Genomic DNA, 14,734 nt, shown 5'->3' with positions numbered 1-14,734 from the left:
GAGGCCTCCGACGCCGGCATCCAGAACAAGAAGTGGTGGGAAAAGCTCATCGAGTGGTTCTCCGACGCCTGGGACACCCTCGTCGAGATCTGCAAGGTCATCGTCGCCGTCCTCGGCGTCGTCGTCATGATCATCGGCGGCCCCCTCGCCTGGGTCGTCCTGGCCGCCGCCGTCGTCGTGCTCGCCGACACCCTCATCAAGTTCGCCCAGGGCAAGGCCGGACTCCTCGACGTCGCCTTCGCCGCGCTCGACTGCATCCCCGGCCTGAAGGGACTCACGACGCTCGGCGGCCTCGCCCGCGGACTCCGCGGCGGGCTCGGCGCGGCGCGCGCCGGACTGCGCGGGGTGGCCGGCGGGCTGCGGGGCATCGGGACCAGCCTCTCGCGCGGCGCCGCCAATCTCCGTGGCAACGCGGTCGAGTTGCTCAACCGCTTCACCTGCGGCGACCCCGTGGACGTGGTCAGTGGCGACGTCGTCATGCTGATCCGGGACGTCGAGTTACCGGGCACGCTGCCGCTGGAGGTGGAGCGCGCGCATGTTTCGTCCTACCGGTGCGGGCGGTGGTTCGGGCCGTCCTGGTCGTCCACCTTCGACCAGCGCCTGGAAATCGAGGCCGACGGGGTGCGCTACGCGGCGCCCGACGGCGTGGTGCTGGGGTATCCGGTCCCCGAGCCCGGAGTGCCCACGCTGCCGAAGGAGGGCCCCCGCTGGCCGTTGACCTGGGACGGGACGGCCGACGGTGAGATGCTGATCGAGATCCCCGAGGAGCGGCGGTCGCTGGTGTTCCGGCCGGGTGGCGGGCCGGCCTGGCAAGGGGTCTTCGAGACGCTGATCCTTCCGATCAGCGAGGTCGTGGCGCGCGACGGCCAGCGCGTCACGTTCGAGTACGGGCAGGACGGCGCCCCCACCGGGGTGCGGCACAGCGGCGGGTACCACCTCGCGGTGGAGACCGACGGCCACCGGATCACCGCGCTGAGCGCCCCCGCGACCGGCGAGACCCTGATGCGCTACGGCTACGACCCCCTGGGCCGCCTGACCGAGGTGTTCAACTCCTCCGGCCTTCCGCTCCGGATGACCTACGACGGCGCCGGCCGCATCGCCGGCTGGGCCGACCGCACCGGCAGCCGCTATTCCTACTCCTACGACGAGGAAGGACGCTGCCAACGGGCGGAGGGCTCGGACGGGTTCCTCTCCGCCGTCCTCCGCCACGACCGTGAGGCACGAGTGACCGTCGCCCTGGACTCGGCGGGGCAGCCCACCGAGTACCGCTACAACGAGCGGGGGCAGGTGGTCGCCGTGACCGACCCGCTGGACGGGGTGACGCGCAACGAGTGGGACCGCTACGACCGTCTCCTCGCCCGCACCGACCCGTTGGGCCGCACCACCCGCTACGGCTGGAACGACGAGGGCTGCCTGGTCTCGGTCGAACGCCCCGACGGCACCACGGTCACGGCGGAGTACGACGGCCCCGGCCGACCGACGGTGGTCGTCAACCCCGACGGCACGCGCCATCACCACACCTACGACGCTCTCGGACGACTCACCGGCAGTACCAACCCGCTGGGCGTGACGGAGCACTACACCTGGGACGACGACGGCTCGTTGAACGGCGTGGTGGACGCCGTCGGCGAGGTTCACCGGGTGCGTTGCGACGGCACCGGGCAGCCGGTCGAGGTCACCGACCCCCTGGGCGGCACGATCCGCTACCGCTACGACCCGTTGGGCCGACTGGTGGAGGTGGTCGACCCGGTGGGTGGGGTGACCACGCTCGGTTGGACGCCCGAGCGTCGGCTCGCCTCCCGCACGCACCCCGGTGGCGAGACCGAGCGCTGGGAGTACGATCCCGACGGAAACCAACTGCTCCACGTCGACGCGGCAGGGCTGACCCACCGCCAGGAGTTCGGTCCCTTCGGCCGGATCACGGCACGCGTCGATCCGGCGGGCGGCCGGCGGGAGTTCAGGCACGACACCGAGTTGCGGGTCACCGAGATCCTCGACCCGGCGGGCCTCGCCTGGCGCTACGCCTACGACGCCGCCGGGAGCCTGGTGCGGGAGACCGACGTCAACGGCCGCTCCGTGCACTACCGCTGGGATGCCGCCGGGCAGTTGACGGAGCGGGTCAACGGTGCGGGTGAGGCGGTCGGTTACCGCTACGACCCGCTGGGGAACATGGTCGAGCGGACCGGCCACGGCGTCGCCGCCACCTTCGCGTACGACCCGATGGGCCGGATCGTGGCGGCGCGGAACGCCACCGCCACGATGACGCTGGTGAGGGACGCGCTGGGCCGTCTGACAGAGGAGACCACGAACGGGCGGACGCTGCGGCTCGGCTGGGACGCGACGGGGCGCAGGAGGCGGCGGGAGACGCCGTCCGGCGCGGTCAGCCTCTGGTCGCACGATCCGGCCGACCGGCCGACGGCGCTCACCCTGGCCGGGCACGCCCTGGAGTTCCGACACGACCGGGCGGCGCGGCCGACCGGGCTGTCCACCGCGCTCGGGCCGGTGCTGGAACAGCACTGGAACGCCGACCATCTGCTGACCGAGCAGCGGTTCGCCGGCGGTCGGCGCTCCTGGGAGTACCGGGGCGACGGGACGCCGACCGCGCTGCGCCAACCCCAGGGCACGGAACGTCGTTTCGACCTCGACGAGAACGGACGGGTACGGGTCGTCCGCGACGGCGACGGCACCGTGCTGGAGTCCTACGCCTGGGACGCCTCCGGGAACGTCGCCGCCGAGAGCGCGTCCCCGCGTGAGGTGCACGGCACCCTGCTGCTGCGGGAGGGCTCGTTCGGCTACGTCAACGACGCCGAGGGCCGGGTCGTCGAACGCGTCCGGCACACCGCGTCCGGCGACACGGAGACCTGGCACCACCACTGGAACGCGGAGAACCAGCTCACCGAGCTGACCACCCCGGACGGCACCCGCTGGGCCTACGGCTACGACCCGTTCGGCCGACGGATCAGCAAGCGGAGACTGGCCCGGGACGGCTCGGAGGTCGAGCGCGTCACCTACGTCTGGGACGACACCGTGCTGGCCGAGCAGCGGACCGTCGTCCCCGGCGGGGCGGGTGCGCTGGCGAAGGCGGGGGAACGGGTGACCACCTGGGAGTGGAGCCCCGGCGATCAGCGCCCGGTCGCCCAGCTCGACCGGGTCACGCTGTCCCCGGACGAGGTCGACCAACGCTTCCACGCGATCGTCAGCGATCTGGTCGGCACCCCGACCGAGCTGCTGGCCCCGGACGGCGCGGTCGCCTGGCGCGCGCCGGCGGCCACGCTCTGGGGCCTGCCCACGGGCGAGCGGGCCGACGAGGGCGCCCTGGACTGCCCCCTGCGCTTCCCCGGACAGTCACTCGACACGGAGAGCGGGCTGCACTACAACGTCCACCGCTACTACGACCCGGCGACCGCGCGCTATCTCAGCCCCGACCCCTGGGGTCTGGTGCCCGGGCCCCACCACTTCGGCTATGTGCCCAACCCGTTGATCTGGCTGGACCCGTTCGGCCTGGCCGGTGGCATCGCCTACGTGCTCAAGGGCCGGGCCGGCATCCGGCGCGCCGAGGCGGACCTGCGGGCCAGTGGCCACACCGTGGTGGCCAAGGAGGTGCGTATCCAGGCCAACGGGGCACCTGGCATCAACGCGTACGTCGACATCGTGGCCCGCGACCCGCAGGGACAGCTGGTGCTGATCGAGGTGAAGAACGGTGCACGCGCCCCCTTCACGCGCAACCAGCGCATCGTCTACCCGCGCCTCCCCACGACCGGCGGTACGGTGACGAGCGACCGGCTCGCTGGCGTCGGCGCGCCTCGGGGCACGCTGATCCCCGCGGGTACCAGCGTGCAGGTCATCCGTTACCCCTGAGAGACGCGGCAGAACGACATCCCCGAGGAAGGCCCCATGAGCATCTCCGACGACTTCCACACGCGGTTCGCCGAGGTCTTCGCGCCACTGGGCTTCCGCAAGCGCGCCCGGGGGCACTTCTTCCGGAAGGTCGCGCCCGGCGTGCAGGCCGGGCTGTTCATGCCGCTGAGCCATGATGCCGAGTCCGGGGAAAGCGGTGTCATCCCGACCGTCGGGGTGCGGCACGACGCGGTCGAACTGCTGCTGAAGAAGCACTTCCTCGACAAGCAGTCCGCCAGGTCGACCAACCTGACGCTCGCCGCGCCGCTCTACTCGCCGGAGCCGGGGGCACGCACCGTCTGGTACATGGGGGACGCGGCCGGCGTCGAGCGGACCGTGGACGCGTTCCTCCGTCTCTACCGGGAGCGCGGCGTGCCGTTCGTCGACCGGTACGCGGACCCGCGTGCGGTCTTCCGCACGCTCCGCGCGGATCTGGAGTGGGACGGCGGGCCGCGCGCCGCCGCCGGGATGGTGCTGGCGGCGCTCTGCGACGCGCCGGGGGCCGGCGCCGAGTTGGCGGCCGACGCGGTCGAGGCGTTGCGGACCGGCGGAGTGCCGCGCGGGGACCGGCTGGCCGTGCTGCTGCGGGCGCTGGCCGAGGAGACGGACCTGGAGCTGACGGCCGAGCAGGACGCCGCCCTGCGGGAAGCGGCGCCGAGCGCCTGAGCCGTCCGCGCCTTTCCGGGGAGCGGCGCACGCCCTCGTCCACGCCGTGGGGGGTGGCGGCCGTCGCGGGTCGGCGGTCGCCCGTCAGTGGAGCCGCTTCGCCGAGACGACCGGCCGCTGCGGCTGCACGCGGTGATCCCGGAGACCACTCTCGGCCTGGCGGTCGGCGGTCCGCAGGTGTTCAAGCAGCAGCTGGCCAAGCTGCACGAGTTCTCCATGAAGGAGAACGTCACGCTCCAGGTGCTGCCCACCGACCGCAGTGGCTTCGGTGGGACGACGAGCAACTTCCTGACACTGCACTTCGAGGACCCCTCGCAGGACCCTCCGTTGGGATGCTTCGACAGTCCGTTGGGCGGCTATACGATCAGCGACGAAGGCGATGTGGCGACGTTGGTCGCGATGTTCGACGATCTGAGCCAGATGGCACTCTCGCCGGAGGATTCCACGGAGCTGCTCGCCAAGGCCCTTGCCGAGCAACCTGGATAAGGCACCCCTGTGATGAACGGATCGCCCCGGACCCCCTGGCGGACCTCCTCCTACAGCGACGCGGGCGGCGAGTGCGTGCAGATCGCCGAGCTGGCGGACGACACCATCGCCATCCGCGACAGCAAAACCCCCGACGCCCCTCACCTCCACTTCCCCCGCACCCAACTCACCACCTGGCTCGGGACCCTCAAGCGGTCCTGACCGCCACGCGGAACCCCCTGTACTAGCCGGCCCCGGGCGCCCCACGCGCCCGGGGCCGTGGGTTGTCGCAGGTCGAAGGTACGGTGAGGAGAGATCAACGCGCCGCCGCCGGCGGGGGACCGGGGGGCGGGCCGCTCACGCGGAAACTGGGAGGGAACGGATGAGGCTGTCGGTTCGCGAAGGACGCCCCGGGCGGGTCGTGGTCGCCGGGGTCGCGGCGCTGGGCCTGCTGGGCACGCTCGCCGCGTGCGGGACGGAGGACGACGAGCCGGCGGCCGGGTCGGCGACGGCCGACGCGCGCCAGGACGAGGCGCCGGGCGAGGCCGCGTTGGCCGAGGCGGCCGCGGAGTTCGAGGCGCTGGAGGGCGAGTTCGACGCGCGGCTCGGGGTGTACGCCCTGGACACCGGCACGGGGGCGGAGGTCGCCCACCGGGACGGGGAACGGTTCGCGTACGCCTCCGCGTTCAAGGCGCTGCTGGTCGGCGCGGTGCTCGACGAGTACGGGACGGCCGGCGTCGAGGAGGTGGTCGACTACACGGAGGACGAGCTGGTCGACTACTCGCCGGTGACGGAGAACTTCGTCGACTCCGGGATGAGCCTGAGCCAGCTGAGCGCCGCCACCCTCTGGTACAGCGACAACACGGCGGCCAACCTGCTGCTGGAGGCCGTCGGCGGCCCCGCCGGCCTCCAGGAGGCGCTGCGGGAGATGGGCGACGACACCACGGAGGTGTCGCGGTACGAGCCGGAGCTGAACGAGGCGACGCCCGGCGACACCCGCGACACCAGCACCCCCCGCGCGATGGCCGAGGACCTGCGGGCGCTGCTGTTGGCGGACGCGCTGGGCGAGCGGGAACGCCATCTGCTGCGGCAGTGGATGGAGACCAACACCACGGGCGGCACCCTGGTGCGGGCCGGCCTGCCGGCCGAGTGGACGGTGGCGGACAAGAGCGGCAGCGCCGGCTACGGCGGGCGCAACAACATCGCCGTGGTCTGGCCGGACGACGGCGGCGATCCGATCGTGCTGGCGGTGCTCTCCAGCCGCGACGAGGAGGACGCCGAGCGCGACGACGCGTTGATCGCGCGGGCGGCGACCGCCGCGGTCACGGCCCTGGGCCGGCTGGAGGCCGACGAGGGGTGACGCGGGCCGCCGGTCCCGGCGCGCCGCGCGCCGTCAGCAGGTCTCGCGCCAGGCGTCCAGGTCCCAGTTCTTGGCGAGGGAGCTGAGCCCGAGCCGGGTGGTGTCCGGGCAGAACTCCTCGGCGGCCAGCTCGTACTCGACGTGGAAGACCGGCTTGTCGGCCTCGATGAACGGGGTGAGCAGCTCGCACTCGTCGTGCGCCGCGCACTCCTCGTTGACCGCGAAGTCGAACTCGTCGACCAGCTCGGGGATCTGGTCGAGGTCGTTCTTCAGACCGACGGCCAGCCCGCGCTCGTGGGCCAGCTCGGCGACCATGCGGTTGAACGCCAGCTGGTCGTCGGCCGTCAGCGGGAAGCCCGTCTCGTTCTGGTAGCCGTCGAGCAGGTCGGGCTCGACGGCGTCGAAGCCCTTCTCGACGCAGAGGTCGAAGCGCTCGGCGAGCAGCGGCCCGAGGACGTCCAACGCGCGGATGTCGAGCCAGCGTTCGCCGGGCCAGCCGTTCCCCTCGCCCAGCAGCTCCTCGGGGAAGGCGTCGGCGTCGGGGCGGAAGTCCTCCCAGGCGCCGGCGTTGACGTAGCAGATGACCCGCACGTCGCGGTCGTGGAGCGCGGCGACGTCGTCGGCGCCGCTCTCGAAGGCGTCGATGTCGTAGACGGGGACGGGCAGTTCGAGGTCGAGCGGGCCGGTCAGCTGCCACTGCCAGTCCAGCCCGGCCTCCGGCCGCCACCAGTCGGCGGCGCGCTCCGACGACGAGCCGTCGGCAGTCTCGGACTCCGGGGACTCCGAGGACGTCCCCTCGGTTTCGGACTCCGGGGGCACGGGCTCGTCCGAGGACGACGAGCAGCCGGCCAGTAGCAGCAGCGAGCCGGCGAGAAGCGCCCCCGTCCGGCCGCGGGCGCCGGCCGTCAGTCGAACCATCGGGCCGTCTCCAGCTCGCCCGCGCGGTCCGGGTCCTCCAGCAGCGCGGCCAGCTCGAAACGGCGCGGCCACTGCCCGGTGGACCAGGCCAGGCCGGCGGCCAGCCCCTCGAAGGTGGCGGCGTGCAGCTCGCCGGCCGGGGTGAGCCGCCAGTCCACCTCCTCGCCGTCGATCACCAGGCCGTCCTCGTGCTCGTGGTACTCGGTCGGAGCGCCGTCCCCCAGCAACTCCCGTGCGCTGGCCGGCACCTCGCGCACCACCCCGCCCGCCGGCGGCTCGGCCGGCAGCGCGGCGGACAGCAGCCGCACGTCGAGCACGGCTGCCAGCTCCGCCGCCGCCTCCGGCGGCACCGGCAGCAGCGGCCGGCCGCCCGCCAGCGGCAGCAGGTCGGGGGCGTCGGCGACCAGCGCCTCGCCCGCGTGCACCACCCGCACCTCGCCGTCGACCACCGCGCGCAGCGTGTCCGGCAGGGTGACCGCCTCCGGGTCCAGGTCGGCCAGCAGCCCGTAGAGCCCGTGCAACTGCCAGGCGGAGACCGGGAGCTCCGGGTCTCCCAGCCGGGACAGCAACTCGGCGGCGCCGCCCGGCTCGGCCAGCAGCGCGGCGGCCGTGGTCCGCACGCCCAGCGCGCGCAGCACCTCCTCGTCGGCCCGCGCGGTGTCCGCGTCCTCGTAGAGCCCGGCCAGCAGCGGGTCCCCGTCAGCCGAGCGCAGCCCGGCGGGCCGCCGGCCGTCCAGCACCGGCGCGCCGCGCAGCCACCACGCGGTGTAGGAACGGGCGGTCTCCACCGTGCCGTCCGGCATCCGCACCCGCACCCTGGCGGTCAGCGCCTCGCGCAGCGGGGAACGGCCCAGCAGCTCCAGTACCCTCGGCCAGCGCTCGTCGTCCACCAGCTCCAGGTCCCGCACCGCGACCACCTCGGCGGCGACCGGCGGCAGCGCGGCGTCCGGCAGCGCGTCCAGCACGTCCTCGCACCAGACGTCGACCGAGTCCAGCAGGCCGACGTCGTCGGGCTCCGCGTAGGAGCCGTCGCGCGGCTCCAGCTCGTCCGGGTCCAGCACCACGTCGGCGGCGCGGACCAGCACGAAGTCCGCCTGCACGCCGACGGCGGTCAGCACGCGTTCGCCCCACTCCTCGACCAGGTCGGCGTCGCAGGCCGTCAACTCGTCGGGCCTGATGACCTGTTGGAACGGGCTGTCCGGCAGCACCAGCTCGCCGGCCGGCGTCAGCTCGCCCGTCTCGTCCGGCAGCGCCAGCGCCGCCAGCCACGGCTCGTCGCCGGGCCCGAGGTCCGCCTCGCGGACCAGGGCCAGCACCGTGCCGGCCAGCTCGGCGGCCGGCGGGGCGTCCTCGTCCCAGATCTCCAGGTCGGCCGAGGCCGCCACCGCGTGCCGCACCTGCGGGGTGTCCAGCACCGCGCGGGGCGTGGCGGGCGCGGCGCCCAGCTTCTCCAGCAGCGGGTGCGCCGCCTCCGGGTGGGCCACCTTCAGCCCCAGGCGCCCCAACTCCGCCGGCTCGGTGCCGGCCGACGGCAGCAGCACCCGCAGCGGCCCGACGGTCGTCCTGCCGTCGGCGAGCGGCACCGGAAGGCCGGTGAGCAGGTCGGGATCGACGCCCAGCAGCGACTCGTACAGCCGCCACCACCAGCCGGGCGGGCGGTCCACGCCGGCCAGCCGCTCGATGATCTCGCCGAGCGAGACCCGCTCGACCTCCAACACCCGCAGCTCGGCACGGCGTTCGAGCCCGGCGGGCAGCAGCCCCGGGAACAGCTCGGAGAGCACGGCGACCGTGTCGACGCCCGCCCGCTCCACCAGCTCCGCCTCGGTGGGACGCAGCGCCGCCGGCGGCCCCTGCTCGGCGTCCTCCTCGCCGGACCCGGCCGGCTCGACGGGCTCCGGCGGGGCGGCGCCGGCCGCCGCGCTCGGCAGGAACGCGGTCCCCGGCAGCAGGTCGAGCACCAGCTCCCGCAGCCTGCCGTCCAACTCGCCCCGGCCCAGCGGCCCCGGCACCAGCGACAGGATCTCCGGGGTCACCGGCCGCCAGTCGGCCAGCAGCGCCGCGTACCCCTCGGCGGCCCGCGCCAGCAGGAAGTCGGTGAGCGGGCCGTCCGCCACGTGGCGCCGCGTCGGCTCCAGCGGGAAGCTGCCGATCAGCAGCGCCGGCAGACCCAGCGTGTCGTCGGTCGGCGTGGGCGCGTGCAGCACGGCCGCGCTCGTCGGCGGGGACGGCGCGCCCTCGGCGTCCACCGGCACCGCCCAGGTCAGCGACCAGTGACGACGCTCCCGCTCCTCCAGGGGACGGTCCGCCAGCAGCGCCTCGTCCGCCTCGCCGGACTGCGTGGCCACCCGCCAACGGGTGGAGCGCACCGCGCTGCCGGCCGGCCCCGGCTCCTCGGTGATCTGCGTGTAGGGGCCGAACTGCCTGCGGGTCAGCGCGCGTTTACCCGACGGGGTGTCCAGCACGACCTCGACGAGATCTGGCAGCGACAGCAGCAGCGTGTCGTCGACGGCCGCCAGCAGCCGGTCGGCGAGGTCCTCGGCCGCCGCGTCGCGCAGTGGCATGGTGACGACCGTGTCGAACCCCTCGGGCAGGTCGAACTCGGCCAGCGGCAACGGCAGCCGCAGCAGCGGAACGGCGTGCCGCTCCCCCGCCCTGCGGTCCAACTCGGCCTGGAGCTCCGGCAGCTCCTCCCCGATCTCGCGCGCCATCTCGGCCGCCTCGCCGAGCGACCAGCGCACCCCGCCGGCCTCCCCCGCGATCTCCGGGCGGTCCGTGACCGCGAGCGTGGCGGCGAACCCGACGCCGAACCGGCCGACGCCGGAACCGCCGCGCTTCGCCGAGGCGCGCAGCGTGGACAGCGACTCGACGCCGGCGGCGTCCACCGGGGTGCCCGTGTTCGCCGCCGAGAGCACCCCGTCGCGCAGGGTCAGCAGCAACCGTCCCGGCTGGCCGGCGCGTTGCGCCGCGTCCGCCGCGTTCTGCGCCAACTCGACGACCAGCCGGTCGCGGTAACCGCCGCGCGCGAGGTCCTCCTCGGCGTTGGCGTCCTCCCGGAACCTGGCCGGCGAGTCCCGCCAGGCGCGCAGCACACGCCGCCGGAGCCGCTCGGTGTCGAACGGGTCGGGCAGTCCGGAGTACGGGTCATACGCGTGGTCGGTGGTCACAACGCCAGACACTATCGCCGTCCACTGACGACGGGCCCCCGGGCCGCTTGTCCGCCGGCGCGGAGGCCGGGCGCCGGACGCGCTGTCGGTGGCGGGTGCTACGTTCGGGGTCCTGTGACCGACATATCCACCCTGTTCCTGATGGGCTGCGCGGTGTTCGCCGGCTCCACCCTCCAGAGCGGCATCGGCCTGGGCCTCGGGCTGCTGGCCGCGCCGACGCTGGCCCTGGTAGAACCCTCGCTGCTGCCGGGCGGCCTGCTGATCACCTCGCTGGTGCTGCCCTCGTTGGGGATGGTCAGCGAGTGGCGGGACGTGGACTGGCGCGGGTTGGCGTGGGCGCTTCCGGCGCGGGTGCCGGGGTCGCTGCTCGGCGCGTGGCTGGTCGCGCGGCTGGACCCGGGCGCGCTGGCCGGGGTGGTGGGGGTGATGGTGCTGCTCGCGGTCGCCGCCTCGCTGTGGCGGATGCGGGTGGCGATCGGCCCGTGGTCCCTGACGACGGTCGGGCTGCTGGCGGGGGTGACGGGCACGGCGACGTCGATCGGGGGCCCGCCGGTGGCGCTGCTCTACCAGCACGAGCCGCCGGCGCGGGTGCGGGCGACGCTGGCGGCGTTCTTCCTGCTGGGCGGCGCGATCTCGCTGGGCGCGCTGCTGGTGGCCGGCGAGTTGGACGGGCGTCAGGTCGGCTACGGGCTGGCGGCGACGCCGCTGGTGGTGTCCGGCTTTCTGCTCGGCCGCGTGCTGCGACGGCGGATCGACGCGGGCGCGCTGCGGAGGCTGCTGCTGGCCGTGGTGGCGCTGGCCGGCGTGAGCCTGGTGCTACGCGCCCTCCTCTGACCGACTCCAACGACTCCGAACGACTCCAACGACGGGGCCGCCTGGTACGCGTGCGCTACAGCGGGTCGGCGCCCATCTCGTCGATCACCGGAGGCGGCGGCGCCTGGTGCTTGGGCGCCTCGGCGGCCTCCGAGTGCGCGCCGCAGCCGTAGGCGAGGGAGACCACGCGGCCGTCGGCCGGCGCGAACTCGTTGCCGCAGACCCCGAACGCCTGCCGCAGGCTGCCGGCCAGCGGGAGGAGAAAGCCGCAGCTGACGCACGAGGCGGGCGCGGCCTGCGCCATCTGGGTGGCCGCGCCGAACTCCTCGTCCCAGCGGTCGGCGGCCTCCCGCAGCCCCTGGAGGGAGAGCACCCGGCTGCGGCCAAGGCCCAGTTCGCCCGCGACGTCGCGCACGGTGCCGCGCTCGGGTCGCTCGCCGTCCTCGTCGTCGTCGACCGACACGGGGTCGCCCGCGCCGAAGCCAGGCTCCAGACGGGGGTCGTCGCCCTCGGCCGGCAACAGGTCGCCGGGGCCGAGGTCGCCCGGGCGGAGCCGCTCGCTCCACGGCACCCAGTCCGGCGCGAGCAGCGCCCCGGGCCCCGGGGTGAGCGCCACCTCGTCGACCGTGGCGTAGCGGGCGCGGGAGGCACGCGCGACGGTGACGCCCCAACGCCAGCCCGCGTAGCCGGGCATCTCGCTGGCGAAGAAGTGGGTGACCAGCCGCTCTCCCTCGGCGACCATCCCCAGGTGTTCGCCGAGCGGGTGCGGGTGGGCCGCCTGCGCGGCCGCGTCGCGGGCCAGCTCCACCGCTTCGGCGCACAGCCGGTCGGGCGTCCGGCTTCGCATCCCAGCACTCACAGGCAACTCTCCTACCGCGTTGATCGAGGCGGGCGCCTCGCTGGGCGAAGGAAGCCGACGGAGCGGACACCGGGACCGCTGCGACGTCGCACTCATCGAGGCCAGGCGCGCCGTCGGCCACGCTATCGCACGGGGTGGACGCGACGCGCACGGGTTCTGGTGCGGAGGCCGACAACCCACCTGGCCGGTGCGGCACCGTGGTCGTCTGCACGCCGCCACGAACGCACCGGGGTGAGGCCGACAACCCACCTGGCCGGTGCGGCACCGTGGTCGTCTGCACGCCGCCACGAACGCACCGCGCAGTTCCCCGCGCCCCCAAGCCGCCCACCGGCGTGGAAGGGGCGCGGGGAACTGCGCGAGCAACCACACACCGAGCCGAGGACGACAACCCACCCGGCCAGCACCGCACCATGGTCGCCCGCACACCCGCGCCCCCAAGCCGCCCACCACCAGTACAGGGGCGCGGGGAACTGCGCGAGCAACCACACGCCGGGCCGAGGACGACAACCCACTCAAGCCACGCACGTGAGTAGTCGGCCAACCCCCGCCCGGAGGGCCTTACGCTTGCGCTGTGACTGCCGGCGGCCAGTTGGACTCGGGGACCGAACACCGGGCCGGAGCGATCGTGCGCACCGGCCGGGCGCTGGGGCGCGCGTTCCTGGCGCCCCCGCGCCTCGTCACGCGCCGGGTGCGCCGCGTGACGCACGCGCACGGCGCGGGCGAGTCCGGCATGGCGAAGCTGATCGAGCTGCACGCCGTGCACTCCGCCGGCGACATGCTGATCACCTTCGCGCTGGCCTCCACCATCTTCTTCTCCGTCCCGACCGACGAGGCACGCGGCCGGGTCGCGCTCTATCTGGCCGTCACCATGGCCCCGTTCATCCTGCTGGCGCCGGTGATCGGGCCGCTGCTGGACCGGGTGCCGCACGGCAGGCGCGCGGCGATGGCCGGCGCGCTGCTGGCGCGCGGCATGTTGGCGCTGGTCATCGCGAGCGCCGTGGTGACGGGCGGGCTTGAGCTGTATCCGGCGGCGCTCGGCGTGATGGTCTGTTCGAAGGCGTACAACATCGTGCGGGCGGCGGTGGTGCCCCGGCTGCTGCCGCCGCGGATCTCGCTGGTGAAGGCGAACGCCCGGATCACGCTCACCGGCCTGCTGTCGGCCGGCGCGATGGCGCCCGTCGGGCTGGCGCTCAACGCGATCGGCGAGCGCTGGCCGCTCTACGCCGCCTGCGCGATCACGGTCGTCGGCGCGCTGATGTCGTTCCGGCTGCCCGGCCGCGTCGACCTGGCGAAGGGCGAGCGGACCGCGCACCTGGCCGAGTTGGCGCAGGTGCGCTCCGGTCAGGGCGGGGACGAGGGCCGGCGCAGGGGGTTCCTGCCCAGGGTCGGGGACTCCCCGGTGCTGAAGGCGCTGGTGGCGAACGCCGCGCTGCGGGCGCTCTCCGGCTTCCTCCTCTTCTTCATGGCGTTCCTGCTGCGCGGCGAGCCGCTGCCGGGGCTGAGCGCCGCGCTCTCCCTCGGCCTGGTGGGTGTCGCCGCCGGCGTCGGCAACGGGCTGGGCAACGTCCTGGGCAACTGGCTGCGGGAACGTTCCCCCGAGCTGATCCTGCTGGCCGTGCTGGTGGTCGCGGTCGGCACCACCGTCACCGCGACCGTCAGCTATCTGGCGGTGACGGTGATCGCGGTCTGCGCCGCCGCCGGCGTCTGTCAGGCGTTGGGGAAGCTGGCGCTGGACGCGTTGGTCCAGCGGGACGTGCCGGAGGTGGTGCGCACCTCGGCGTTCGCCAGGTCGGAGACGACGCTCCAGATGTCGTGGGTGCTGGGCGGCGCGATCGGGATCTCGCTGCCGCTGGTCGGACCGCTGGGCATGGGGGTGGCGGCGGCCCTGGTCCTGCTGGGTGCCGGACTCAGCGTGCGGGGCCTGCTGGCGACGGCGAGACGCGGCTCGCCGCACCCGCGCGTCAGGTGACCGGTATCGGCCGGTAATCTGCCTGGCATGACTGCCATCGCCAGGAACCGGGGCCGCCGGGCCATCCGTACGACGCTCGCCCTCGGCACCGTTTCGCTGGGCGTCCTCGTGCTGTCGGCGTGTGAGAAGCCCTCGCCCAACGCGCACTTCACGCTGGACAGCAGCAGCTCGTCCAAGGAGACCGCGAGCGACTGCTACGGCCACGGCGAGGCGCTCGGCGCCGAGCGCGCGCTGGAGTGCTTCTCCACCGACGACAACCGCGCCACGTTCTCCAGCACGCCGGGCGACACGTTCCGGATCGGTGTGGACGCCGATGTCGCCGAGGAGGGCTGGCTGCTCTTCGTCAACGACCAGCTGTACCGCGCCGAGCCGTTCACCGGCACCTACCGCAGCTTCCCGAGCGACCAGCTCTTCCAGATGGTGCAGCAGCAGGCGACGCCCGGCGCGCCGCCGGTCGCCGAGGACCTGCGGCTGAGCGTGGCGCAGGTGCGCGAGGACTACGACATCGAGACGATCTGGTCCTCGCAGACGGAGGAGGAGTTCCAGGAGAACCTCTACGGCAGCGTCGAGGGCATCTGGAACGTGACACTCACCCCGGGCGACTGAGCATCGCCGCCGCACGC

11 protein-coding genes are annotated in these 14,734 nt (G+C 74.1%); 8 read left to right on the top strand and 3 right to left on the bottom strand.

What is annotated here, in order from left to right:
• The 5 genes from CRP51_RS25250 to bla form a co-directional block, all read left to right on the top strand.
• The coding region (locus CRP51_RS25250) for a DUF6531 domain-containing protein (RefSeq protein WP_097233641.1) at positions 1–3,858 on the top strand (3,858 nt) is incomplete at its 5' end.
• A 36-nt stretch (positions 3,859–3,894) separates the two neighbouring features.
• The gene (locus CRP51_RS25245; RefSeq protein ID WP_097233640.1) at positions 3,895–4,563 is read left to right on the top strand and encodes a hypothetical protein; all 669 of its coding nucleotides are present in this window, start codon (positions 3,895–3,897) and stop codon (positions 4,561–4,563) included.
• 87 nt (positions 4,564–4,650) lie between these two features.
• Positions 4,651–5,049 (top strand): DUF5753 domain-containing protein, encoded by a 399-nt coding sequence (locus CRP51_RS25240; RefSeq protein WP_097233639.1) that lies wholly within the window; start codon positions 4,651–4,653, stop codon positions 5,047–5,049.
• Between the two features lie 12 nt (positions 5,050–5,061).
• Positions 5,062–5,250, top strand: a complete 189-nt coding sequence (locus CRP51_RS25235) for a DUF397 domain-containing protein (protein WP_097233638.1) — start codon at positions 5,062–5,064, stop codon at positions 5,248–5,250.
• Positions 5,251–5,410: 160 nt separating this feature from the next.
• On the top strand, positions 5,411–6,388 hold the full coding sequence (gene bla / locus CRP51_RS25230; protein ID WP_097233637.1) for a class A beta-lactamase: 978 nt from the start codon (positions 5,411–5,413) through the stop codon (positions 6,386–6,388).
• A gap of 33 nt (positions 6,389–6,421) precedes the next feature.
• Here the strand turns inward: bla and CRP51_RS25225 are convergent, their stop codons facing one another.
• Positions 6,422–7,306: an endo alpha-1,4 polygalactosaminidase gene (locus tag CRP51_RS25225; protein ID WP_097233636.1), complete on the bottom strand. Its 885-nt coding sequence runs from the start codon at positions 7,304–7,306 to the stop codon at positions 6,422–6,424.
• Positions 7,294–10,470, bottom strand: a complete 3,177-nt coding sequence (locus CRP51_RS25220) for a sacsin N-terminal ATP-binding-like domain-containing protein (protein ID WP_245880797.1) — start codon at positions 10,468–10,470, stop codon at positions 7,294–7,296. The genes CRP51_RS25225 and CRP51_RS25220 overlap by 13 nt, the downstream gene beginning before the upstream one ends.
• A 114-nt stretch (positions 10,471–10,584) precedes the next feature.
• On the opposite strand from CRP51_RS25220, the gene CRP51_RS25215 reads away from it, so the two are divergent.
• Positions 10,585–11,304 (top strand): sulfite exporter TauE/SafE family protein, encoded by a 720-nt coding sequence (locus tag CRP51_RS25215; protein ID WP_212615991.1) that lies wholly within the window; start codon positions 10,585–10,587, stop codon positions 11,302–11,304.
• A gap of 55 nt (positions 11,305–11,359) precedes the next feature.
• Here the strand turns inward: CRP51_RS25215 and CRP51_RS25210 are convergent, their stop codons facing one another.
• Positions 11,360–12,130 (bottom strand): DUF3027 domain-containing protein, encoded by a 771-nt coding sequence (locus CRP51_RS25210; protein ID WP_097233635.1) that lies wholly within the window; start codon positions 12,128–12,130, stop codon positions 11,360–11,362.
• Between the two features lie 601 nt (positions 12,131–12,731).
• On the opposite strand from CRP51_RS25210, the gene CRP51_RS25205 reads away from it, so the two are divergent.
• Both CRP51_RS25205 and CRP51_RS25200 read left to right on the top strand, forming a co-directional pair.
• Entirely contained in the window at positions 12,732–14,111 is a 1,380-nt protein-coding gene (locus tag CRP51_RS25205) for an MFS transporter (RefSeq protein ID WP_170970671.1), read from the top strand.
• Between the two features lie 27 nt (positions 14,112–14,138).
• Positions 14,139–14,717: a hypothetical protein gene (locus CRP51_RS25200; RefSeq protein WP_097233634.1), complete on the top strand. Its 579-nt coding sequence runs from the start codon at positions 14,139–14,141 to the stop codon at positions 14,715–14,717.
• The last annotated feature ends 17 nt before the right edge of the window (positions 14,718–14,734 follow it).

The organism is Streptomyces zhaozhouensis, from assembly GCF_900230195.1.
In the GTDB taxonomy this organism is placed as follows: Bacteria; Actinomycetota; Actinomycetes; order Streptomycetales; family Streptomycetaceae; genus Streptomyces; species Streptomyces zhaozhouensis.
The sequence above is the reverse complement of the archived record's forward strand: the minus strand, read 5'-3'. Positions and strand labels throughout refer to the sequence as shown.